The following is a 23,029-nucleotide window of genomic DNA, read 5'->3' as shown; positions in this document are numbered from 1 at the left end:
AATTGCATCACAACTGATTGAGATCATTTTCGGATTCGTAGGCCACGTTGAAGCCTCTAGCCGCTATGGTTTTCTCGCTCTATTACATCTTTCCTATTTACCATCAATGCGGAAAAAGATCGCGAACACGCACAAACGGTGAGCCGGTTTCGGCCGCCCGACGGACCTTGCGTTCGAGGACGTGGTTGAGGGGGATTTCCCGATTCAGAGTCTCGTAGAGATCATAGCCGTCCATGCAGATGACGCGCTTGCCACGGCCGAATGCGATGAGGCCATCTTCCGTGAAACCACTATTGCTGACGAACAGCCCCCGAGTCCAGGCGGCCTTCTGTTCGATCTTGCCGTGAAAAGTATGAAGCTCGGCGACACCGATGGGCTTGCCGTGCCACTTGGCTTCGACGAGGTAGGTCTCGTTGCCGAACTGAAAGCTGCCGTCGATCTGTTCGCCCTTCAGGCGGAATGGCTCTTGCGCCGCCAACCCGTAGGTGTCAAACAAGTCATGCAGAAACTTCTCGAAGGCATAGCCACGCGCATGCGCCTCTAGCGATGTCATCGCGAGGAGATCGCTTTTAATCAGGGCCAGCTTCTGGCGATCGAATGCTGGAATCGGAGCTTGACCTGGTGACGGGGCACTCTCCGGCCGACCTTCGAGCCGATTGAGCAATGACAGGAGGCGGCCGTGGGCGTTTGGAACCTTGTCGGCCTGCTCAGAGCGTTGCCGCAATGCCTCCCGGTACTCCCATAGAGCTTTTAACGTTCGGACGACGGTTGGCTTATCGACCGTTTGTAGGAAGCAGCGCAGGCGCTTGGCTTTTGAGCCACCATTGCGCGCGTAGAGTGGGTCGTCGATGTCGATATTGAGTTCTGCGGCGAAAAACTGCGCGAAGGTACGATCCGAGAAGTTGAGGACGTAGCCGCCCTCCATCTCGAACACGTCGTCGATAAACATCATGTCGATGGATCGAATGTTGCTCATACGCACTATCACCGAAAAGGCTGAGAGCCTGGATTTTGGTTGTCATTGCTGATGGCAACGACGTAGTTATTGACTTCTGCTTCGAGTTTGGCGCATGTCTTCAGCAATTCGTCGAAAGGCAAGGCATCGCCCACCATCACTTCGTCGGCCAACATGGCCGCATAGTCTTTTGCGAGAGCGACCCTGGCCTCACCTTCGGGGACGATCTTCAGGTGCCCTGAAGTCGCCGCTGCGTAGTCGATGACTTGGCCGCCAGCGTCCTTCTCGATGAAGAAGTGGGACTTATGGCGAGCGACGGCTGCTGCTACCGAGCGGTCCGCCATCACGGCGGCGAAGTGGTGGCTTCGTGCGATCGCGGCCAGGTCGTGCCAGTGCCGCGCGTAACGTTCACTGCGGATACGGCCCTGCGCGCAGAATACATGCGCGGTCGTGGCTTTCTCCCAAAAGGTGCGCGCGACGCTCATGACCAGCGGCGAGGCGGTGGGGAGGGACACCTCGGGCAGGTGTTCTGCAATGTCGCAGGTCACCCGAAATACCTCGTGTGGTTCTCCTGTGGCACGGCCACCGAACTCAAGCGTGACGACAGGTGCCACGTATCCTGTGCCTTGCGTCAGGGCAGGGTAGTGCAGAAACAGTTTGTCGTTGTCTTGGCCACCGAGTTCGAGCCGGGCGTCCAGGCGGTCGCGTGTCAGGGCCGCTTGAATCACCGGTTGCACGTTCTGCGTGATCCACTCGGGCAGTCGGTGCCGCACGGCCTTCGTCCATTTGCCAGCCTGGCTGCGGCTTGCCGGCAAATCGCCTCCTTCGCCGATCAGGTCCGGGATCAGCTTGCGGATGTCGTAGGTCAGGTCGATGTCTTCGGAGAAGCGGTCGATGATCTTGTAGACCTTCGAGAGTGATGTGCCACCCTTGAAGGTCAGATCAGCCGACAGCGGCGACTCGAACAGAGTGCGTAACGCCCACACCACCCAAATGTCCTTTTCGAGCAGGTGGGCGGGGCGACCAGTTTCGGCGCGAGCGTATTCCAGCGCCTCGCGTTGATCCGGCTCGCTCAAATCAAAGAAGTATTCAGCCACGCGCCGCTTCCTTGCCGATGGCCTGAGCCATCCAGCCAGGTAGTGTCGCTCGTGCCGAGGTCAGTGCTTGCCATTCTGAGAGGGGTAGGGTGCGATGAAGCGATGCCAGTGACTCGTCGGCGTGCTCCGGCCCGATCCAGGCCAGTGCGCGCACGGCCGCGCCGGCCGGCCGTGCACCCAGGATCAACATCCAGCGTGGTGCGTGTTTCACCAGCACTTCCGATCGGCCGAGCTTGAGCTTCCGGGTCCGACCGGAAGTCAGGTAGACCTCGCGAATAGGAACCTGCTGTGTCAGGCCCAGGGCGTTGGCGGCACTGGCCCCGTGAGGCACGACGATTTCGCCGCTCTGTTCGGCTAGTGCCCTGACGACTTTCTCGGGGGTAGGGGAGCGCGAACCGAACCGGCTGGCCACCGGAGCAGCGTAGGTGCCGCGCGCCACCCGCAAAAGCTTGCCGGCCTTGGCCAACCGCGAGAATGCTTGATCCACTGCCGACCTGCTACCCAGATGCAGGAACTCTTTGGGCGACAGAACGCCTCCCTCGGGGAGGGATCGCGCTTGTTGAAGAATGGTCTCGGGCAACGTATTCATTGGACACCTCTACTGTGTGAGAATGGTACACCAGTTTCTGACATCATGAAAGCAGCAAGACTCTGCCAACTTGTGTCCAGGTAATGGAGTCAAGGTAGGTGGGTGTTTTCGAGGTTGTGAAGAATGCTGGAGCGCAGTGGTGGAAGCGCAGGCAAGTGCCAGCTAAGTACGCCAACACACGCTGCGCTATGCTCCAGATTGAACGCCGGATTCTTGGGGCAAATTTGGGACAATTTGCCCGCCAAACCATGCCAATCTAAGCCAATTTCGCGTTCCAGCGTAGAGTGGCGTAAATTACATAACCAATTGTATTTAAATTAAAAACACATATTTTTGTGTTGTTGACCGCCATGTCTAGCTACACAATCGGGGTATGGGAGGGGCTTGTGGCCTGTGACATCCGGAATCCTGTTCGGGCTCTGCACTCGCTGGCAAAAGTCAGTATTCTACCGTCCAGAGAGCGATGCCGTCAGGCGCCGCCGCAAGATATCCGGGAGGTCCTTCACATGCCGCACTCCGCTGCCCACCTGGCCAACCTCGACCTGACCACCCTGGCCGAGCGGCTGGGCCGGCTCTGCCGCCAGCAGGGAGCCATGGTCACCGCCGCCGAGTCCTGCACCGGGGGCGGGGTGGCCAGCGCCATCACCGCGGTGGCCGGCAGCTCCGACTACTTCGAGACCGGCTATGTGACCTACTCCAACGCCGCCAAGCGTCGCCTGCTGGGCGTGCCCGAGGCGCTCCTCGAGGCCCACGGCGCGGTAAGCCGCGAGGTGGTGGAGGCCATGGTGACGGGCGCCTGCCGGGACAGCGGCGCCAGCCTCGGCGTGGCGATCAGCGGCGTGGCGGGCCCCGGCGGCGGCAGCGACGACAAGCCGGTGGGCACCGTCTGGCTGGCCTGGGGCAGCGCCGAGGACGCCGAGTCCGAGCGCTTTCACTATCCCGGCGACCGCTGGGCGGTGCGCGAACGGGCGGTGCGCGAGGCCCTGGTGGGGCTGATCCGACGCCTCGAAGCGAACGGATGAGGCGTGAGCGGCGGTCGGGGAAGTTTCGCTGGCCGCCGCCGGCGTTTTTCGCCATACTACTGTGCAGTCATACAGTACCAAGACACTCGACGACCTGATCAGGAGGCCCGTGATGGCTCAGGATGACAACCGCTCCAAGGCGTTGAACGCCGCGCTTTCCCAGATCGAGCGCCAGTTCGGCAAGGGGACCGTGATGCGCCTCGGCGATACGCCCCGGGTGGCCATGCCGGCGGTCTCCACCGGCTCCCTGGGCCTCGATATCGCGCTGGGGATCGGCGGCCTGCCCTACGGCCGCGTGGTGGAGATCTTCGGGCCGGAATCCTCTGGCAAGACCACCCTGACCCTCTCGGTGATCGCCGAGGCCCAGAAGCAGGGCAAGGTGTGCGCCTTCATCGACGCCGAGCACGCCCTGGACCCGAGCTACGCCGAGAAGCTCGGCGTCAACCTCGACGACCTGCTGGTCTCCCAGCCGGACACCGGCGAGCAGGCCCTCGAGATCTGCGACATGCTGGTGCGCTCCGGCGGCGTCGACGTCATCATCATCGACTCGGTGGCGGCGCTCACTCCCCGGGCCGAGATCGAGGGCGAGATGGGCGACTCCCACGTCGGCCTGCAGGCCCGCCTGATGTCCCAGGCCCTGCGCAAGATTACCGGTCACATCAAGAACGCCAACTGCCTGGTGGTCTTCATCAACCAGATCCGCATGAAGATTGGCGTGATGTTCGGCAGCCCCGAGACCACCACCGGCGGCAACGCCCTCAAGTTCTACGCCAGCGTGCGCCTCGACATTCGCCGCACCGGCTCGGTGAAGCAGGGCGACGAGGTCACCGGCAACGAGACCCGGGTCAAGGTGGTCAAGAACAAGGTGGCGCCGCCCTTCCGCCAGGCCGAGTTCCAGATCCTCTACGGCAAGGGCATCTACCATGCCGGCGAGGTGATCGATCTCGGGGTGCAGTGCAGCCTGATCGACAAGGCCGGTGCCTGGTACAGCTACCAGGGCAACAAGATCGGCCAGGGCAAGGCCAACGCCGCCCAGTTCCTCGAGGACAACCCGGCCGTCATGGAGGAGATCGAGAGCGGGATTCGCGGCCAGCTGCTCGCCGCTCCGGCCCCGAAGGAGGAAGCCGAGGCGCCTGAGGCTGCCCAGGCCAGCCGCGAGGACGACCTGCTCTAAGCCATGTTCGCCCCGGCCGATTCCGACGCCACGCCACGTGATGACGCCATCCGCCTGCTGGCTCGGCGCGAGTACTCCCGCGCCGAGCTGGAGGGTCGGCTAACGGCGAAGGGGCATGACTCGGCCGCCGTGGCCGAGTGCCTCGACGCCCTGGCCGATGAGGGGCTGCAGTCCGATACGCGCTTCGCCGAGAGCTTCCTGCGCTCGCGCATCCTGCGCGGCCAGGGGCCGCTGAAGATTCGCGTCGAGCTCTCGCGGCGCGGCATCGACCGCGAGCTGGTGCGCAGCGCCTTCAGCGAACAGGAGGGGCAGGGTGGGGTCGACTGGTTCGCCCTGGCCTGCGAGACCCTTCGTCGGCGCTTCTCCGGCCCCGGCGATTCCCCCCGCGAACGCGCCCGCCGCGAGCGCTTTCTGGCAGGTCGCGGCTTCGATTTCGAGCAGGTGCGCCACGCCCTGGATCACGCCTGGGACGAGGACGCCCCTTCAGTCCCTTGACAACTGCGCTATAATGGCTCCCTTTGCGAACGCCCCGGGTGGCAGCCCGCGGCCCCGTGAAACGCCCGTTGTCGGCGCGTCGCGGCGTCCGCCTCGAGCCAGCGTCGCCCGCCGGGTCACCCTGTTCATCGCCACGGATACCCCATGAAAAGCGCAGACATCAGACAGGCCTTTCTGAGTTTCTTCGAGGAGCACGGCCATACCGTCGTGCCCTCCAGCTCCCTGGTACCGGACAACGACCCGACCCTGCTGTTCACCAACGCCGGCATGGTGCCCTTCAAGGACGTCTTCCTGGGACGCGATCCGCGCCCCTACGTGCGGGCGACCTCCTCCCAGCGCTGCGTGCGCGCCGGCGGCAAGCACAACGATCTGGACAACGTCGGCTATACCGCCCGCCACCACACCTTCTTCGAGATGCTGGGCAACTTCAGCTTCGGCGACTACTTCAAGCGCGACGCCATCCGTTTCGCCTGGACCTTCCTCACCGAGACCCTGGGGCTGCCCAAGGAGAAGCTGTGGGTGACGGTCCACGTCAGCGATGACGAGGCCGAGAAGATCTGGAAGGAGGAGGTCGGCATCGACCCCGAGCGCTTCTCCAAGCTCGACGAGGACAACTTCTGGCAGATGGGCGATACCGGCCCCTGCGGCCCCAGCTCCGAGATCTTCTTCGATCACGGACCCGAGGTGTGGGGCGGGCCTCCCGGCAGCCCCGAGGAGGACGGCGACCGCTATATCGAGATCTGGAACCTGGTGTTCATGCAGTACGAGCGTGACGCCGAGGGCACCCTGCACCCGCTGCCCAAGCCCTCCATCGATACCGGCATGGGCCTGGAACGCATCGCCGCGGTGATGCAGGGGGTGCACTCCAACTACGAGATCGACCTCTTCCAGAACCTGCTGGCCTCGGCGGCACGGCATACCGGCCATGAGGACACCCGCAACCCCTCCCTGCGGGTCATCGCCGACCATATCCGCTCCTGCGCCTTCCTGGTCGCCGACGGCGTGCTGCCCTCCAACGAGGGGCGCGGCTATGTGCTGCGCCGGATCATCCGCCGCGCCATCCGTCACGGCCACAAGCTGGGCGCCAAGGGCAGCTTCTTCCACAAGCTGGTGGGGGCGCTCGACGCCGAGATGGGCGACGCCTATCCCGAGCTGCGCAATGGCCGCCACCAGATCGAACGGGTGCTGCTCAAGGAGGAGGAGCAGTTCGCTCGCACCCTGGAGCACGGCATGGGCCTGCTCGAGGAGGCCCTGGCCGACCTCGATGGCGAGGTGCTGCCCGGCGAGACGGTGTTCAAGCTCTACGATACCTACGGCTTCCCCTACGACCTCACCGCCGATGTCTGCCGCGAGCGCGGCGTGACCCTGGACGAGATCGGCTTCAAGCGGGCCCTGGAGGCCCAGCGCGAGCGGGCCCGGGCCGCCAGCCAGTTCGGTGCCGACTACGGGGCGGCGCTGGACCTGGAGGGCGAGACCACCTTCACCGGCTACGACCGCCTGGAGGACGGCGCCCGGGTGACCGCCATCGTCGACCGCGAGGGCAGCCCCCTGGAGGGCCTCGAGCCCGAGCAGCGCGGCCTGGTGGTGCTGGACCGCACCCCCTTCTACGGCGAGTCCGGCGGCCAGGTGGGGGACACCGGCTACCTGCACCTGGAGGGCGGCGGCCGCTTCCTGGTCACCGATACCCAGAAGCAGGGCGGCCACCACCTGCACCACGGCGTGCTGCTGGAGGGCGAACTGGCCGTGGGCGACGAGGTGCGCCCCCAGGTCAACGCCGAGCTGCGCGGGGCCACCATCCGCAACCACTCCGCCACCCACCTGATGCACAAGGCGCTGCGCCTGGTATTGGGCGACCACGTGGCCCAGAAGGGCTCGCTGGTGACCCCGGAGCGCCTGCGCTTCGACTTCAGCCACTTCGAGGCCGTGACCCCCGAGCAGCTCGCCGAGGTGGAGCGTCTGGTCAACGAGCAGATTCTTGCCAACGCGCCGACCAGGGTTGAGCAGATGACCCTGGAGCAGGCCAAGGCCAAGGGGGCCGCGGCGCTCTTCGAGGCCAAGTACGCCGACAGCGTGCGGGTGCTGACCATCGGCGCCGACGACTTCTCCATCGAGCTGTGCGGCGGCACCCACGTGGCGCGCAGCGGTGATATCGGCTGCTTCCATATCGTCAGCGAGCAAGGAACGGCCGCTGGCGTGCGCCGGATCGAGGCGATCACCGGGGAGGGGGCCCTGGCCTGGTTCCGTGAGCAGGAGTCCCGGCTCAACCGCATCGGCGAGCGCCTCAAGGCCAAGCCGGAGCAGGTCGAGGAGCGCGTCGACTCCCTGGTGGAGCGCAACCGCGCCCTGGAGAAGGAGCTCGAGCGCCTCAAGGCCAAGTTGGCCAGCGCCGCCGGCAGCGACATGCTGAGCCAGGCGGCCGAGGTGGCCGGGGTCAAGGTGCTGGCCACCCGCCTGGAGGGGGTCTCCGGCAAGGAGCTGCGCGGCATGCTCGACCAGCTCAAGAACAAGCTGGGCTCCGGCATCATCGTGCTCGGCGTGGCCGACCAGGCCGCCGGCAAGGTGAGCCTGATCGCCGGTGTCACCGACGACCTTACCGGCCGGGTCAAGGCCGGCGAGCTGGTCAACCACGTGGCCGGTCAGGTCGGCGGCAAGGGCGGCGGCCGCGCCGACATGGCTCAGGCCGGGGGGAGCGACGTAGCGGCCCTGCCGGGGGCCCTGGAGAGCGTTCCCGCCTGGGTCGAGGAGCGCCTCGCGTAAGAGATGTTGCAGGGCCGGTCGCCGCAGGGCGCCGGCCCTGTTCGTAGAGAGTCACCTTTCACTCATACGGGCGTACGCGCCCGACTCACGAGGGAAAAATCGCAGATGGCACTATACGTACAGAAATTCGGCGGCACCTCGGTGGGCTCCGTGGAGCGCATCAAGGCCGTGGCCGAGAAGGTCAAGGGCTTTCGCGACAACGGCGACCAGGTCGTGGTCGTGCTCTCCGCCATGAGCGGCGAGACCAACCGCCTGATCGGCCTGGCCAACGAGATCAACGACGAGCCGACCCCCCGCGAGATGGACATGCTGGTCTCCACCGGCGAGCAGGTGACCATCTCCCTGCTGGCCATGGCGCTGCACAAGCTGGGCGTGCCCGCGACCTCCTACACCGGCTCCCAGGTGGGCATCCTCACCGACAGCTCCCATACCAAGGCGCGCATCCAGCGTATCGAGACCGACGAGATCCAGGGGGATCTCGACGAGGGCAAGGTGGTGGTGGTCGCCGGCTTCCAGGGCGTGGATGAAGAGGGCAATATCACCACCCTGGGCCGCGGCGGCTCCGACACCACCGGGGTGGCCCTGGCGGCGGCCCTGAAGGCCGATGAGTGCCAGATCTACACCGACGTGGACGGCGTCTACACCACCGACCCGCGGGTCTGCAGCAAGGCCAAGCGCCTCGAGACCATCACCGTGGAGGAGATGCTGGAGCTGGCCAGCCTCGGCTCCAAGGTGCTGCAGATTCGCGCCGTGGAATTCGCCGGCAAGTACAACGTGCCGCTGCGCGTCGTCTCGAGCTTCGAGGACGGCCCCGGCACCCTGATCGTTGCAGACTCCGACAAAGACGAGGACTCCATGGAAGAACCGCTGATCTCCGGTATCGCCTTTACCGCCAATGAGGCCAAGCTGACCCTGCTCAACACCCCGGACGTGCCGGGCGTGGCCTCGCGGATCCTGGGCCCCATCGCCGATGCCAATATCGAAGTGGACATGATCGTCCAGAACGTGGCGCCGGCCGGTGACTACACCGACTTCACCTTCACCGTGGCCAAGGGGGACTACAAGAAGACCCTCAAGATCCTCGAGGAGGAGGTGATTCCCGATCTGGGCGGCGGCGAGGTGCGCGGCGACGACAATATCGCCAAGGTCTCCCTGGTGGGTGTCGGCATGCGCTCCCACGCCGGCGTGGCCTCCAAGATGTTCCGGGTGCTGGCCGACGAGTCCATCAATATCCGCATGGTCTCCACCTCCGAGATCAAGATCTCCGTGGTGATCGACGAGAAGCAGATGGAGCTCGCCGTTCGCGCTCTGCATACCGCCTTCGGTCTCGACAAGAGCGATATCGAGAGCGAATAAGCGTGTCCCGAGCGGCTGACACCTTCTACGCTGACAGGGGAGCCCGTCACCGGGCTTCCCTTCAACGGGGAGGTCAGGTGTCATCGGCTGCTGAATTGGTCACGGAAGACGTCGTGGCACATAATGAGGCGACGCGCCCGCCCGCGGCGAATATCCCGTTGCTACACAGTTCCATTAAAGCCTGAGAAGGAGATCAGCCATGCTCATCCTGACCCGCCGAGTCGGCGAGACCCTGATGATCGGAGACGACATCACCGTGACGGTGCTGGGCGTCAAGGGGAACCAGGTCCGGATCGGTGTCAATGCACCCAAGGACGTCGCCGTGCATCGTGAAGAGATCTATCAGCGTATCCAGCGCGAGAAGGCCGATGACGAGCTCCCGGGCCGGGAGGAGTAGCGAGCCTTCTGGCTCGCCTCGGGAAAAAAGAGGCGAACGTCGCTGGACAAGGCGCTTGGGAAACGGTACGATATGCGCCGTGTTGATGAGGGAGAGGTGGCCGAGTGGCTGAAGGCGCTCCCCTGCTAAGGGAGTATGGGGTTTATAGCCTCATCGAGGGTTCGAATCCCTCCCTCTCCGCCATGATCCTCAGCCAAAAGCCGGGATCGTCTGGTCAACACTCTTGAAGAAAGTGCGCCCGTAGCTCAGCTGGATAGAGTACCTGACTACGAATCAGGTGGTCGGAGGTTCGAATCCTCCCGGGCGCGCCACTTCAGAACAGTCATACGTGATGGCGATCACGCTAATCATCGCACTACGCGCCCGTAGCTCAGCTGGATAGAGTACCTGACTACGAATCAGGTGGTCGGAGGTTCGAATCCTCCCGGGCGCGCCAGATTCAGACCCGCCCTCTTCGAGGGCGGGTCTTCTGCTTTCGCAGGACTCTCCGCTCTCCTTTCTACTAGCCGGGGCCCAGCCAGGCCTCGCGATCGTTTGAGGCGCCGTCGCCGTTGCGACGTGCGCCTCTTTTTTATGCCTCCGCCGCTGCCTCTGTGCCCCCTTCCGGCACTGCCAGCCCCGCCAGCAGGGCATCCAGGTCGTTGATGCGCTTGAGCGCCTCGAAGCGGCGTGCGGACTCGGCGTCGCGGGCGCGCATATGGTTGAGCCACTGCTTGATCAGGGAGGCGACCACGCGGGGTGGTAGCGTGCTACGCTGCCGTTCGGCGAAACGCCCCAGGATCTCGGCCCGTGCCGCCCAGGGAGTCTCCGGCAGGCGCTCGCCGGTGTTCTGCCAGTGGCGGATGCGGGGCGCCAGCCAGGGGTCGGCCAGGGCGCCGCGGCCGATCATCACGTCGCGGCAGCCTGACAGGGTGCGCGCGCGCCAGTAGTCCTCCAGGCTCCAGATATCGCCGTTGGCCACCACGGGGATCGCAAGGCGAGAGCGGATGCGTCCGATCCACTCCCAGTGGGCCGGGGGGCGGTATCCTTCGTTGCGGGTGCGAGCGTGCACGACCAGCTGGCGGGCGCCGCCGGCCTGGGCCGCCAGGGCGCAGGCCAGCGCCAGGCGGCGATCGGCGAAGCCCAGGCGGATCTTGGCCGTGACCGGGATGGCATCGCCCACGGCGCCGTGCACCGCCGCCACCACGCGACGGACTCGAGCCGGGTCGCGCAGCAGGGAGGCGCCGCCGTCGTGGCGGTTGACCAGCTTGGCGGGGCAGCCGAAGTTGAGGTCGATGCTGGTGGCGCCGAGCGTCAGGGCCTGGGTCGCGTTGGCGGCCAGCGCCTCGGGGTCCGAGCCCAGCAGCTGCAGGTGCACCGGCACGCCGCTGGGGGTGGTCAGGGCGGGGGCGAGAAGCTCGGGGCAATGCTTGTGAAAGACCCGGGGCGGCAGGCGTGCATCCACGACGCGCACGAACTCGGTGACCGTCCAGTCGAAGCCCGGCTCACGGGTCAGCAGGGCCCGAGTGTGGGCATCGATGACCCCTTCCATGGGGGCCAGTCCGAGCCTGCCTGGCGCCTCTTGTAGTAAATTAACAACTCTGACTTCCACCATGTCCCCATTGCATTTTGTCGACAATCTGGCAGGTTATAGCATCAGAAAAATTGCGCAAGGCGCCATGTTGATGAGTGATCGCCGCATGGTTGCTGAAGATCATATGGAGGCACCGCATGCAGGATTTCGAGCTGCTGGAGGAAGGCCTGGCCCTGATGGGGCTCGGCATGGGCTTTGTTTTTGTTTTTCTTACCGTCCTGGTGATTACCGTCACCCTGATGTCGCTGATCCTGCGGCGCTTCGCCCCCGAGCCTGCCAAGCCCGCTGCCTCCCCCTCCGCGCCGGTGCCCGCTCGCCAGGATGACGAGTTGATGGCCGTGATCGGTGCCGCCCTGCACCGCTATCGCCAGCGCCATCGCCGCTAACCCCCTTTTCCACCCTTCCTATCACCTACTGATTATCACAAGGTCAAACCCATGACTGACAACGCTCGCCCGCTCGGTATCACCGACGTCGTCCTGCGTGACGCCCACCAGTCGCTGTTCGCCACCCGTCTGCGCCTGGATGACATGCTGCCCATCGCCGAGAAGCTCGATCGCGTCGGCTTCTGGTCGCTGGAGTCCTGGGGGGGGGCCACCTTCGATTCCTGCATCCGCTACCTGGGTGAGGATCCCTGGGAGCGCATCCGCGAGCTCAAGGCGGCCATGCCCAACACCCCCCAGCAGATGCTGCTGCGCGGCCAGAACCTGCTGGGCTATCGCCACTACGCCGACGACGTGGTGGACAAGTTCGTGGAGCGGGCCAAGACCAACGGCGTCGACGTCTTCCGGGTCTTCGATGCCATGAACGACCCCCGCAACCTGGAGCGCGCCATCCAGGCGGTGCGCAACGTCGAGGGTCACGCCCAGGGGACGCTCTCCTATACCGTGAGCCCGGTGCACACCCTGGACGGCTGGGTCGAGCTCGGCAAGACCATCGCCGCCATGGGCGCCGATTCGCTCTGCATCAAGGACATGGCCGGCCTGCTCAAGCCCTATGACGCCTTCGAGCTGGTCACCAAGCTCAAGAAGGCCGTGGATATCCCGATCCATATGCAGTGCCACGCCACCACCGGCCTCTCCACCTCCACCATCGTCAAGGCCGCCGAGGCCGGCATCGACAACGTCGACACCGCCATCTCCTCCATGTCCATGACCTATGGCCACAGCCCCACCGAGTCGGTGGTGGCCATCCTCCAGGGCACCGAGCGCGATACCGGCCTGGATCTCGAGCTGCTCGAGGAGATCGCCGCCTATTTCCGCGAGGTGCGCAAGAAGTACGCCGCCTTCGAGGGCTCGCTGAAGGGCATCGACTCCCGCATCCTGGTGGCCCAGGTGCCCGGTGGCATGCTCACCAACATGGAAAACCAGCTCAAGGAGCAGGGCGCCGGCGACAAGCTCGACGATGTCCTGGCCGAAATTCCCAAGGTGCGCGAGGACCTGGGCTTTATCCCGCTGGTCACCCCGACCTCCCAGATCGTCGGCACCCAGGCGGTGATGAACGTGATGATGGGGGAGCGCTACAAGTCCATCTCCAAGGAGGTCCAGGCGCTGCTCAAGGGCGAGTACGGTGCCGCCCCGGCCGAGCTCAACAAGGAGCTGCAGGCCCGGGTGCTGGAGGGCGGCGAGCCGATCACCTGCCGCCCCGCCGACCTGCTGGAGGCCGAGATGGACAGGCTGGCCGCCGAGCTCAAGGGGAAGGCCAAGGCCGACGGTATCCGCCTGGCCGAGGGCGAGCGTGAGATCGACGACGTCCTTACCTATGCGCTCTTCCCGCAGATCGGCCTGAAGTTCCTCAAGAACCGCGACAACCCGGACGCCTTCGAGCCGGCGCCCCAGGCGCCCGACGCCAAGCTGCCGGCCGCTGCGCCGAAGGGCGGAGCCGCCGCCAAGGCGCCGGCCGTTCAGGGCGCGTCCGCCGGCCCCGAGACCTACACCGTCAAGGTCAACGGCAAGGCCTATGTGGTCGAGGTTGCCGAGGGTGGCGAGATCGCCGACGTCAAGGAGCAGGCGGCCCAGCCCGCCGCCGAGGCCGCACCGGCCGCCACCGGCGAGACCATCGCCGCCCCCCTGGCCGGCAATATCTTCAAGGTCAACGTGCGCCCGGGCGACGCGGTCAAGGAGGGTGACGTGGTGATCATTCTGGAAGCCATGAAGATGGAGACCGAGGTGCGCGCCGCGAGCGCCGGCACCGTCTCCGCCGTCAAGGTCAGCGAGGGCGACAGCGTCGCCGTCGGCGACGTACTCATCGAGCTCTGAGAGGCCGGTCATGGAGAATCTACTGACCCTCTGGGAGGGCTCGGGCGCCTATAACCTGACCCTCGGCCAGACGGTGATGATCCTGGTGGGGCTGGTGCTGCTCTACCTGGCCATCGCCAAGAAGTTCGAGCCGCTCCTGCTGGTGCCGATCGGCTTCGGCGGGATCCTGGCCAACATTCCCGAGGCGGGCCTGGCCATTTCGGCCCTGGACCAGGCCATCGAGGTGGCGCGCCCGGCGGTGCTCCACCAGATGGCGGCGGCCCTGGGGGCCACCCTGGATCCGCTGGCCGGCGAGGAGGCGTGGCGTGCCACCCTCAAGGCGCTGGTCGACAACGGCGCTTCGCCGGACCAGCTGCGCGCCGCCAAGGACGTGGCCATGAACGTCGGCTACGGCGACGGCCTGCTCTACACCTTCTACCAGGTGGCCGTGGCCTCCGGCATTGCCCCGCTGCTGATCTTCATGGGCGTGGGGGCGATGACCGACTTCGGGCCGCTGCTGGCCAATCCGCGCACCCTCTTCCTGGGGGCGGCGGCCCAGTTCGGCATCTTCGCCACCGTCTTCGGTGCGGTGGGCATGTCGGCCATGGGCTGGATGGACTTCTCCATCGAGCAGGCCGCTGCCATCGGCATCATCGGCGGCGCCGACGGGCCCACCTCGATCTATGTGTCGAGCGTGCTGGCGCCGGAGCTGCTGGGGGCGATCGCCGTGGCCGCCTATGCCTACATGGCGCTAGTGCCCATGATCCAGCCGCCGATCATGCGCCTGCTCACCACCAAGCGCGAGCGTGAGATCACCATGACCCAGCTGCGTCCGGTGTCGAAGCTGGAGAAGATCGTCTTCCCGCTGGCCCTGCTGATGCTGGTGGCGCTCTTCCTGCCCGATGCGGCGCCGCTGCTGGGGATGTTCTGCTTCGGCAACCTGATGCGCGAGTGCGGCGTGGTCGAGCGCCTCACCGACACCGCCCAGAACGCCCTGATCAACATCGTCACCATCGTGCTGGGCCTGGCCGTGGGCTCGCGGCTGATGGCCGAGAGCTTTCTGGCCGTGGAGACCCTGGGGATCATGGCTCTGGGCATGGTGGCCTTCGCTATCGGCACCGCCGCCGGCATCATCATGGCCAAGGTGATGAACGCGGTGAGCCGGATGCCGATCAACCCGCTGATCGGCGCCGCCGGGGTTTCCGCGGTGCCCATGGCGGCCCGGGTGGCCAACAAGGTGGGGCTGGAGTCCAACCCGCACAACTTCCTGCTGATGCACGCCATGGGGCCCAACGTGGCCGGCGTCATCGGCTCGGCGGTGGCGGCGGGGGTGATGATCAAGTACCTGGGCTGAGGCTCGCCGGTATGTGTCTGCCAACGGCGCCCCTCGGGGCGCCGTTGGCGTGTCTACACCATGTGCTGTGCGCCCGCGCAGCAGCAATCGGGCGGCTCCTCGCTTCACGGCATCAACGGGAGTCGATCAGTGGCCGGCGGCGCCGCCGTCGCTGCGCGGATCGTGAGCCCCTTCGATCAGTCCGTCCGGATGGTGCACGATGGCTCCGGCATGTCCCATGGTATCGCTGTAGGCCTCAGGGAGCATCTCCACATCGTGCCCTGCCGCACGAAGCGCTGCCACCATATGTTCGGGGAAGCGTGACTCCAGCTTGAGGTTGGTACTGCTCTCGCCCCAGGTGCGGCCCAGCAGCCAGCGAGGTGCGCTGATCGCCTGCTGCAGCGGTATGCCGTGGAAGGCGTAGCGGGAGAACACGGCAGCTTGTGTTTGCGGCTGGCCCTCGCCGCCCATGGTGCCGTACACCAGGGTTCGTCCGTCATGAAAGCGCGCCAGTGCCGGATTGAGGGTGTGGAACGGCTTGCGTCCCGGGCCCAGTCCGCGCAGGGAGTCGGCATCCAGAGAGAAGCTGATGCCGCGGTTCTGCCACAGCACACCACTTTCCGGGAGCACCAGTCCGCTGCCGAACTCCCAGTAAATGCTCTGGATAAAGCTTGCTGCCCGCCCCTGGCGGTCCACGGTGCCCATCCAGATGGTATCCCCCCTGGCCGGCTCATGGGGCCACGGCAGGGCCTTGTGCATGTCGATTTCGGCGGCTGTGCGGTCCAGGTGAGCGTTATCCAGCAGGTCCTGGAGTGGCTCGGGCAGGCGCCCGGGGTCGGTCACATATCGGTCTCGCAGCAGGAAGGATTGCTTGGTCGCTTCGATCAGGCCATGGATGTGCGCCACGCTCTCGCCCTCGGCTACCTTCAGCCGCTCGTAGAGAGCGAGGATCATCAGCGAGGCTACGCCCTGGGTGGGTGCCGGCAGATTATAGAGAGTGGCGTCTGCGAGACTGACCTCCAGGGGCGTGACCTGCCGGGCATGGTAGCCGCTGAAGTCATTCAGGCGCAGCGGGCTTCCAGCGGCATCCAGGTCGTTTGCCATGCTGGCGGCCAGCTCGCCGCGATAGAAGTCGTCAAGGCCCGCCGCGGCGAGGTGCTCGAGGGTCGCGGCAAGGCGCGGCTGGAGCAGCCGCTCGCCTTCGCGGGGTGCCTGGCCATCGATCAGGAACGTCTCGTTGAAGCCGGGGCTCTGCGACAGGCGAGCCTGATGTCTGACGGTAAGCTGTTGCTGGCTTCTGGAGACAGCCACGCCGTCCCGAGCATGGCGAATGGCGTCGGCCAGCAGGTCGGGCAGCGGAGCGGCCGACCCCCAGCGGCCGGCAACCTTCAGGGCCTCGCTCCACCCGCCCACCGTGCCGGCCATGGTCAGGGCCGCTTCGGGCCCGCGTTCGGGGATGGCGTCATGTCCGCGATAGAAGGCGGGCGTGGCTAGCCCGGCTGCGCCACCGCAGGCATCGATGGCCACCGGTGGCCGTCCGGGTTCATGGATCAGCCAGAAGCCATCGCCGCCGATGGCATTCATGTGCGGATAAGCCACGGCAATGGTGGCGGCGGCGGCAACCATGGCCTCCACAGCGTTGCCGCCGGCCCTGAGCACATCGCGACCGGCCTCCGCTGCCAGGTGGTGTGGGGCGACACACATGCCGCCGTAACTGCGTCGAGTATGGATCATCGGGCGTGCCTCTTGATAGGGATGAGAGCGAGCTTGCTGGCAGCAGCGGGTATCGTGGTGTCCCTGCCCTACCAGCCGATCGTGGCGGGTAACCAGGTGGCGATCGAGGGGAAGGCGAACACCAGGGCGACGGCCATGAACTGCAGGGCGATGAAGGGCAGCGCACCCTTGTAGATCTCGAGCGTTGAGACATCATCGGGAGCCACGCCCTTGAGGAAGAACAGCGACCAGCCGAAGGGTGGGGTCAAGAACGATGTCTGCAGGATCAGACCCACCAGGATTCCCAGCCATACCATGTCCACTCCCATCTGCACGAAGAAGGGCAGGAACAGGGGCAAGGCGATATAGGTGATCTCTATCCATTCGAGGAAGAAACCGAGCACGAACATCAGCAGTAGCATGAACAACAGGGCGCCGGTCTCGCCGCCGGGGACCCACTCGAACATCCTCGCCACCAGGTGCTCGCCACCGAGCCCTCGGAAGGTCAGGCCAAACACCTGGGCACAGATCAGGATGAAAAATACCATCGCCGAGATCATCAGGGTGGCGGTGGCGACCTCCTTGAGGAGATGCAGGCTGAGGCGCCCGGAGAGGCCAACGAATAGCAGAGCGCCCAGTGCTCCCATGGCAGCGGCTTCGGTGGGAGCGGCGATTCCGCCGATGATCGAGCCCAGCACCGCTACCACCAGGCCTACCGGAGGGCCTACTACCAGCACTACCTTGCGGAGCAGCTGCCCCCGCGTGAGTGCGGCTCGTTCGGCGGCGGGAATCGGTGGCATCAGGCCGGGCCGCAGTGCCGCCAGTACCAGGATGGCGACAATATAGATCGCCGCCAGGGTCAGCCCGGGCACCATCGCCGCCGCAAACATGGTGCCCACCGACTCGCCGAGGATCTCGGCCAGCAGGATCAGCACCAGGCTTGGGGGAATGATCTGACCCAGGGTGCCCGAGGCGCAGATCATTCCGGTGGCCAGTGACTTAGGATAGCCCCGGCGGAGCAGGGTGGGCAGGGTCAATAACCCCAGCGTGACAATAGTGGCGCCGACGATGCCGGTGGCGGCCCCCAGCAGCACGCCCACCGCGATGATGGCGACGCCCATGCCGCCGGAGATGTTGCCGAAAAGATGCCCCACCACGTCGATCAACTCTTCAGCTAGCCTGGACCTTTCCAGCATCACGCCCATGAACACGAACAGCGGAATGGCCATGAAGGTGTAGTTGGTCACCACCCCATAGATGCGCGATGGCAAGAGGCTGAAGAGTGCCGGCCCGAAGCCGATAAAGCCGAAGCAGAATGCAGTGCTGGCGATGGCGATACCGACGGGTAGACCGATCAACAGCAGAGCGAAGAACGCGCCGATCATGCCGAGCGCGAGCCATTCATTGGGAGACATCGATCATTCACCTCTTGGCGGAAGGGCGAAGGCATGGCGCAGGACATGCGCCAGGCTCTGCATGGCAAGCAGCACAAAGCCGAGCGTAATTAAGGATTTTAGCGCCCAGCGCCAGGGCAGCCCGCCGGGGTTGGGGGAGCCTTCATTGCGCAGCCACGACTGACTGACCCAAGGCAGCGTCAGCCAGGCTGCATACAGCCCGATAGCCAGCAGCAGCAGGCCGCCGGTCACCTCGATAGTGCGCCGCAGTCCTTCCGGAAAGCGCTCATAGAACACATCGACCCGCACCTGTTCACCGGAGTACAGCGCATAGGACATGCCAAACAGGGCGATGGGAGAGATCAGGTGCCACTGCAGCTCCTGAAACCAGACCGCGCCGATCCGAAAGAGGTAGCGCATCAATACGTCACCGGCGACCAGTATGACCAGGACCACGCAGATCCAGGCGGCGATCCAGCCAAATAGCCGGACCACCGCCTCGAGCCCGTGGACCATACGTTCCACGGCGCGCATGTCACACCCCCAGGATGTCTTTGAGCCACAGCCCTTCACTGGCTCCGGCCCAGCGGTCATGCTTGGCCTTGAAGGCCATATAGCTGTCGTGGACCTTGCGCACCATGGGATCGGCGTTGGCTTCGGTTTCCAGAGTGTCGAAGGTCGCTTCGCGCAGCGCCTTCAGGACGGGATCAGGCAGTACCTGAGCGGTGACGCCGTGGTTCTCCACCAGGTCGGTGAGCGCTTCGCCGTTGACGGCTTCTGACCAGGCCAGGCTCTCCAGGCAGGCCGCCTGGCAGGCGCTACGCACCATCATCTTCATATCTTCAGGCAGGCTGTCCCAGTGGGGCTTGGATATCAGCAGTTCGCCGGTGGTGGCGGGTTCGTGCCAGCCGGTGGTGTGGTAGTACTTGGCGGCGTTATGCAGGCCGAGGCGGCGATCTTGGTAGGGGCCGACGAATTCCGCGGCATCGATCACACCGCGTTCCAGTGCGGGGAAGATCTCGCCGCCCGGCAGTACCCGTGCATCCACCCCCAACGCGGCATAGACCTGGCCGGCGAGCCCCGGGATACGCATGCGCAGCCCCCTGAGCTGATTGACATCTTCAATGGGTTCGCGGAACCAGCCGGTCATCTGTACCCCGGTATTGTTTATCGGCAGGGCAACCAGGCCGTAGGGCTCATAGACTTCCTGCCACAGTTCAAGTCCGCCGCCGTGATAGAGCCAGGCCATGTGACCCATGTAGCTCATGCCGAATGGCACGGTGGTGAAGTACTGAGCGGCGAAGGTGGTGCCTGACCAGAAGTAGCTGTTGGCGGCGTTCATCTCGATGATGCCGGCTTGCACGGCTTCGAAGCCTTCGAAGGCGGGAATCAATTCGCCGGCGGCGAAGTGCTGGATGTTGAAGCGTCCACCGGACATGGCCCCTATTTTCTGGATAATGTCGGTGGGGCTGCCAGGGCCCTCGGTATAGAAAGGCGCTCCCGGGCCGTAGGCGTTGGTCATTCGCCAGTTGACGGGCCGGGGAGACTGGGCGTTGGCAATGGCGGGTGCGCCGAGGATCAGTCCTGCGGTGGACGAGGCTGCGGCTGCGGTGAGGAACTTGCGGCGTGAAAGAGACATGACTCTACCTTTCGTGATGGGCTGGAGAAATATCCTTGGCACTCATCAAGTAGCAAGCCGCATGCCATAAAATCGATTTTTATTATTTTTAAAGATTTAGCTATCAAGCATCGGTATCGAGCGGCAGTGACACATATCTATGTCGCACCAGGATGGCGTCGCGATACGCATAGCGGCGACATCCTGGTGCAGTGCGAGGGGGTGCCTGCATAACAGACGGCGCCCATATGAGCGCCGTCTGTTATGGGGAGCTGGAATCGCCTTTGCACGACCGGCAGGCAATTACCAGGGTAGCACGGCGCCGTCGGCGCGCGGCTCGGTGCCGCCGCTCAGCACGCCGCTGTCGCGGTTGCGCTGGATGATCTGGCTGCGGCCGAAGCTGATCGAGTCGGCCATCTTGACGATGTCGTGGCCGCGCCGGGCCAGCGCCTGGGCGAGGTGATCGGGGACGTGTGGCTCCACCTCGACGGTGCGGCCCTGAGTCCATTTCCAGCGCGGCATGTCGAGGGCTGCCTGGGGGTTGAGGTAGTCCTGCAGCATGCCGGTTACCACCTGCACGTGCCCCTGGGGCTGTATGTAGCCGCCCATCACCCCGAAAGGGCCTACCGCTTCGCCGTTTCTGGTGACGAATCCGGGAATGATGGTGTGGTAGGTGCGTTTGCCGGGGGCAAGGGCGTTGGGGTGCTCGGAATTCAGAGAGAAGGACCAGCCGCGATTCTGTAGGCTGATGCCGGTGCCGGGCACCACGATGCTCGAGCCGAAGCCTTCGAAATTGCTCTGGATGAACGACACCATGTTGCCTTCACCGTCGGCGGTGGCTAGATAGACGGTTCCGCCGGTAAGTGGATTGCCGTGGACCGGATCCAGGACCTCGTGGCCGATCAGTCCGGCGCAAGCCTTGAGGTAGCTGTCGGCGAGCATCTGCTCGACGCTCGGACGCATGGCGTTCTGTTCGGTGATATGGGCTAAGCCGTCCATATAGGCCAGCTTGGTAGCCTCGATGCAGTGTCTCCACTGGATCGCGCCCCTCCGGTCCCAGCCGCTCCAGCATGCCTAGCGCCTGCAGCACGATCAGGCCACTGCCGTTGGGAGGCATTTCCCAGATGCTGTAGGATGCTCATGCCCACCTGGGCGGCCACCGGCTGAGAGGTGACCACCATGCCGCGGGTACCGAAGGCGGCTATGCGCCGGGACGGGCTGGGGTAGTAAAGCGCATCGTGTCGCATCGAAAGCTCCTTGGGTCGACCCAGGCGGTGCCCGGCAGATTTATCGGGAGTTTTCGGGTGAAAGGGATGCCTTAGAGCGGTGGCCGGGAGGCGCTCGGTGACAGGTGATGATGGTTTGCGATGTCAGCCGAGAAAGAGCCCTCCGTAGACGAGCGCTCCCAGCACGACAATGGCGGGATGGGCGCGGAAGTGCAGCAGGGCGATGGCAGCGGTGGCGCCGATCACCAGAGTGTGCAGCAGGCCGGCGCCACCGACTCCCTCCAGGAAGAAGCCGAGGGTCAGCCAGCCCATCATCAGAGCGATCACCGGGCGCACCCACTGGCTCATGCGCTTGACCCGGGGGGAGTCGCGGTGGCGATAGAGCAGCCCCAGGGCGCCCAGCATCAGCAGCAACGAGGGCACCACCGTGGCTAGCACGGCCACCAGGGCGCCGCCGGTGCCGGCCACCTCGAAGCCCACTTGCCCTGCCATCTTGGTGGCGATGGGAGAAGGCAGGGCGTTGCCCAGCGCCAGGGTCTCGGCAAACTCTTGAGCGCTCATCCAGCCATAGCGCCCAACCACCTCCGCCTCGATCAGTGGAATGATGGCAGGCCCGCCGCCGTAGCCGATGATGTTGGGGATGAAGAAGGCGAGAAACAGCTCCCAGTAGATCATGAGCGCGTTTCCGAGGCCTTCTGGGCCGGGCGCAGTAGGGCCGCGATCAGCAGTGCTCCGATCACCCAGCCCGGGTGCAGTCCTAGGCCGTAGATGAGGACGCCGGCTATGACCGCCATGGCCAGGCTGACAGCCCAGCCCAGCGCCAGGCGCGACTTGTGCCAGAAGTCCAGAGTTAGCTGAGCCAGCATCACCATCACCACCGGCACCACGGACTGCCCCATGCCTCGGATCCAGTCGACATCGCGGTAGTGGCTGAAGACACTGAGCAACAGAATCATGGCAACAATCATAGGCACAATGACCGCGGACACGGCGATGATACAACCGCCAAGTCCCGCCACCCGGTAGCCGATGTAGCCGGGCATCTTGGTGGCGATGGGGCCGGGCAGGGTGTTGGCGATGGCCAGGACGTCGGCGAACTCCTCATCCGTCATCCAGGCGTGGCGTTTGACCACCTCCTGGTGCACCAGAGGTATCATTGAGGGCCCACCTCCGAAACCGAGCAGGCCGATGCGGGTGAAAGCCCAGAAGAGGGCGCCAATGGGCGCCTGGCGGTTAGGAGGCATGTGAGTTTTCCGTATCGGTCATAGCACCAGGCACAGACGAATAGATAACATATCGTGCATGCCGTAAAAAATCGATTATATTTTGACTATAGGATGCTGTCCGTTGTGGCGTCAATTACGGATGCCTCTCGCGGCAGGGCGAGACGCGTCGAGAAGGTCAGGAGGTGGTATGAGAGCACTCGAGGGGAGGGGCGGTCGGACCCGGTCAAGCCTTATCTACGATACCCTGCGGGAGGAGCTCCTCAACGGGCGCTTCCAGGCTGGGGAGAAGATAGCCATCAGTGCCCTCAAGGAGCGCTATGACGTTGGGCTGAGCCCGCTGCGTGAGGCGCTCAATCGCCTTGCGGCCTATGGCCTGCTGATTCAGGAAAACCAGAAGGGTTTTCGGGTGCCGCGGCTAGATCGCGATGAGCTGGAAGACATCGCCGAGATGCGCCGTGAGCTGGAGGGGATGGCGCTGGTGCGCTCCATCGAGCGAGGCGACGCGGAGTGGGAGTCGGAGCTGCTGGCCGCAGCCCATCGTTTGAAGCGGGCCGACGAGTGCCCGGAGCAGGTCGACGAGTGGGAGCACCTCCACGGGCGCTTTCATCGCACGCTGGTGGCGCCCTGTGGGTCCGCTTGGTTACTGCGCTTCATTGAGCAGCTTCATGACCAGTTCGACCGCTATCGCCGTCTGGCCCCTGAGGCCCCCGAGGTGCGGCGGGTGCTAGATACTCAGCACGGTGAGCTGGTGGCGCTGGCGTTGGCCCGTGATGCCAGAGCGGCCAGGGCGCTGATGGATGACCACATTCAGCGCTCCTACGAGGTAGCGCTGGGCAGCTTTGGGGAGCGGCCCGACGCCTGAATCGA

The 23,029-nt window shown here is 65.0% G+C and carries 20 protein-coding genes, 3 tRNA genes and 1 pseudogene; 13 read left to right on the top strand and 11 right to left on the bottom strand.

Features of this window, described 5'->3' with window-relative positions:
- Positions 1 to 103: 103 nt before the first annotated feature.
- The 3 genes from NHL60_RS16420 to NHL60_RS16410 are packed head-to-tail and all read right to left on the bottom strand — an operon-like array spanning position 104 to position 2,641.
- The gene (locus NHL60_RS16420) at positions 104 to 976 is read right to left on the bottom strand and encodes a restriction endonuclease (RefSeq protein ID WP_253445906.1); all 873 of its coding nucleotides are present in this window, start codon (positions 974 to 976) and stop codon (positions 104 to 106) included.
- Between the two features lie 8 nt (positions 977 to 984).
- Positions 985 to 2,052, bottom strand: coding sequence for a nucleotidyl transferase AbiEii/AbiGii toxin family protein (locus NHL60_RS16415; RefSeq protein WP_253445903.1), 1,068 nt, complete (start codon positions 2,050 to 2,052; stop codon positions 985 to 987).
- Positions 2,045 to 2,641 carry a DUF6088 family protein gene (locus tag NHL60_RS16410; RefSeq protein WP_168942966.1) on the bottom strand — a complete coding sequence of 199 codons (597 nt, stop codon included), beginning with the start codon at positions 2,639 to 2,641 and terminating at the stop codon, positions 2,045 to 2,047. The genes NHL60_RS16415 and NHL60_RS16410 overlap by 8 nt, the downstream gene beginning before the upstream one ends.
- A 506-nt stretch (positions 2,642 to 3,147) precedes the next feature.
- Between NHL60_RS16410 and NHL60_RS16405 the strand changes: the two genes are divergently transcribed.
- The 9 genes from NHL60_RS16405 to NHL60_RS16365 all read left to right on the top strand — a co-directional run bounded on the left by NHL60_RS16405 (position 3,148) and on the right by NHL60_RS16365 (position 10,278).
- Complete coding sequence (locus NHL60_RS16405; protein WP_253445899.1) at positions 3,148 to 3,663, top strand: CinA family protein; 516 nt, start codon at positions 3,148 to 3,150, stop codon at positions 3,661 to 3,663.
- A gap of 112 nt (positions 3,664 to 3,775) precedes the next feature.
- Positions 3,776 to 4,837 carry a recombinase RecA gene (recA, locus tag NHL60_RS16400; RefSeq protein ID WP_253445896.1) on the top strand — a complete coding sequence of 354 codons (1,062 nt, stop codon included), beginning with the start codon at positions 3,776 to 3,778 and terminating at the stop codon, positions 4,835 to 4,837.
- A gap of 3 nt (positions 4,838 to 4,840) precedes the next feature.
- Entirely contained in the window at positions 4,841 to 5,332 is a 492-nt protein-coding gene (locus NHL60_RS16395) for a regulatory protein RecX (RefSeq protein WP_253445893.1), read from the top strand.
- Positions 5,333 to 5,476: 144 nt separating this feature from the next.
- Entirely contained in the window at positions 5,477 to 8,089 is a 2,613-nt protein-coding gene (gene alaS, locus NHL60_RS16390) for an alanine--tRNA ligase (protein WP_253445890.1), read from the top strand.
- A 105-nt stretch (positions 8,090 to 8,194) separates the two neighbouring features.
- Complete coding sequence (locus NHL60_RS16385) at positions 8,195 to 9,445, top strand: aspartate kinase (protein WP_253445887.1); 1,251 nt, start codon at positions 8,195 to 8,197, stop codon at positions 9,443 to 9,445.
- Between the two features lie 199 nt (positions 9,446 to 9,644).
- On the top strand, positions 9,645 to 9,842 hold the full coding sequence (csrA, locus tag NHL60_RS16380) for a carbon storage regulator CsrA (RefSeq protein WP_253445884.1): 198 nt from the start codon (positions 9,645 to 9,647) through the stop codon (positions 9,840 to 9,842).
- Between the two features lie 90 nt (positions 9,843 to 9,932).
- A tRNA-Ser gene (locus NHL60_RS16375) sits at positions 9,933 to 10,025 on the top strand.
- Positions 10,026 to 10,076: 51 nt separating this feature from the next.
- Positions 10,077 to 10,153 (top strand) — tRNA-Arg (locus NHL60_RS16370).
- Positions 10,154 to 10,201: 48 nt separating this feature from the next.
- Positions 10,202 to 10,278, top strand: a tRNA-Arg gene (locus NHL60_RS16365).
- A gap of 135 nt (positions 10,279 to 10,413) precedes the next feature.
- On the opposite strand, the gene NHL60_RS16360 is transcribed toward NHL60_RS16365, so the two are convergent.
- Positions 10,414 to 11,373: a tRNA-dihydrouridine synthase gene (locus tag NHL60_RS16360; protein WP_253445881.1), complete on the bottom strand. Its 960-nt coding sequence runs from the start codon at positions 11,371 to 11,373 to the stop codon at positions 10,414 to 10,416.
- A gap of 179 nt (positions 11,374 to 11,552) precedes the next feature.
- On the opposite strand from NHL60_RS16360, the gene NHL60_RS16355 reads away from it, so the two are divergent.
- Genes NHL60_RS16355 through NHL60_RS16345 form a run of 3 tightly spaced genes read left to right on the top strand, consistent with a single transcriptional unit; the run spans position 11,553 to position 15,006 of the window.
- On the top strand, positions 11,553 to 11,801 hold the full coding sequence (locus tag NHL60_RS16355) for an OadG family protein (RefSeq protein WP_253445878.1): 249 nt from the start codon (positions 11,553 to 11,555) through the stop codon (positions 11,799 to 11,801).
- Between the two features lie 51 nt (positions 11,802 to 11,852).
- Positions 11,853 to 13,673, top strand: coding sequence for a sodium-extruding oxaloacetate decarboxylase subunit alpha (oadA, locus tag NHL60_RS16350; RefSeq protein ID WP_253445875.1), 1,821 nt, complete (start codon positions 11,853 to 11,855; stop codon positions 13,671 to 13,673).
- Between the two features lie 10 nt (positions 13,674 to 13,683).
- The gene (locus NHL60_RS16345; protein WP_253445871.1) at positions 13,684 to 15,006 is read left to right on the top strand and encodes a sodium ion-translocating decarboxylase subunit beta; all 1,323 of its coding nucleotides are present in this window, start codon (positions 13,684 to 13,686) and stop codon (positions 15,004 to 15,006) included.
- 126 nt (positions 15,007 to 15,132) lie between these two features.
- On the opposite strand, the gene NHL60_RS16340 is transcribed toward NHL60_RS16345, so the two are convergent.
- The 7 genes and pseudogenes from NHL60_RS16340 to NHL60_RS16310 all read right to left on the bottom strand — a co-directional run bounded on the left by NHL60_RS16340 (position 15,133) and on the right by NHL60_RS16310 (position 22,180).
- Positions 15,133 to 16,719 (bottom strand): gamma-glutamyltransferase family protein, encoded by a 1,587-nt coding sequence (locus tag NHL60_RS16340; protein WP_253445868.1) that lies wholly within the window; start codon positions 16,717 to 16,719, stop codon positions 15,133 to 15,135.
- A 68-nt stretch (positions 16,720 to 16,787) separates the two neighbouring features.
- Positions 16,788 to 18,113, bottom strand: coding sequence for a TRAP transporter large permease subunit (locus NHL60_RS16335; protein ID WP_253445865.1), 1,326 nt, complete (start codon positions 18,111 to 18,113; stop codon positions 16,788 to 16,790).
- 3 nt (positions 18,114 to 18,116) lie between these two features.
- Entirely contained in the window at positions 18,117 to 18,626 is a 510-nt protein-coding gene (locus NHL60_RS16330) for a TRAP transporter small permease subunit (protein WP_253445862.1), read from the bottom strand.
- A 1-nt stretch (position 18,627) separates the two neighbouring features.
- Complete coding sequence (locus NHL60_RS16325; RefSeq protein WP_253445858.1) at positions 18,628 to 19,731, bottom strand: TRAP transporter substrate-binding protein; 1,104 nt, start codon at positions 19,729 to 19,731, stop codon at positions 18,628 to 18,630.
- 282 nt (positions 19,732 to 20,013) lie between these two features.
- Positions 20,014 to 20,842: pseudogene (locus tag NHL60_RS16320) on the bottom strand (gamma-glutamyltransferase); the annotation flags it as partial.
- A 238-nt stretch (positions 20,843 to 21,080) separates the two neighbouring features.
- Entirely contained in the window at positions 21,081 to 21,611 is a 531-nt protein-coding gene (locus tag NHL60_RS16315; protein ID WP_253445855.1) for a chromate transporter, read from the bottom strand.
- Complete coding sequence (locus NHL60_RS16310; RefSeq protein WP_253445852.1) at positions 21,608 to 22,180, bottom strand: chromate transporter; 573 nt, start codon at positions 22,178 to 22,180, stop codon at positions 21,608 to 21,610. The genes NHL60_RS16315 and NHL60_RS16310 overlap by 4 nt, the downstream gene beginning before the upstream one ends.
- A gap of 169 nt (positions 22,181 to 22,349) precedes the next feature.
- Between NHL60_RS16310 and NHL60_RS16305 the strand changes: the two genes are divergently transcribed.
- Positions 22,350 to 23,024 carry a GntR family transcriptional regulator gene (locus NHL60_RS16305; RefSeq protein ID WP_253445849.1) on the top strand — a complete coding sequence of 225 codons (675 nt, stop codon included), beginning with the start codon at positions 22,350 to 22,352 and terminating at the stop codon, positions 23,022 to 23,024.
- Positions 23,025 to 23,029 lie beyond the last annotated feature (5 nt).

Source organism: Halomonas sp. Y3 (assembly GCF_024137965.1).
Lineage (GTDB): Bacteria > Pseudomonadota > Gammaproteobacteria > Pseudomonadales > Halomonadaceae > Halomonas > Halomonas mongoliensis.
The sequence above is the reverse complement of the archived record's forward strand: the minus strand, read 5'-3'. Positions and strand labels throughout refer to the sequence as shown.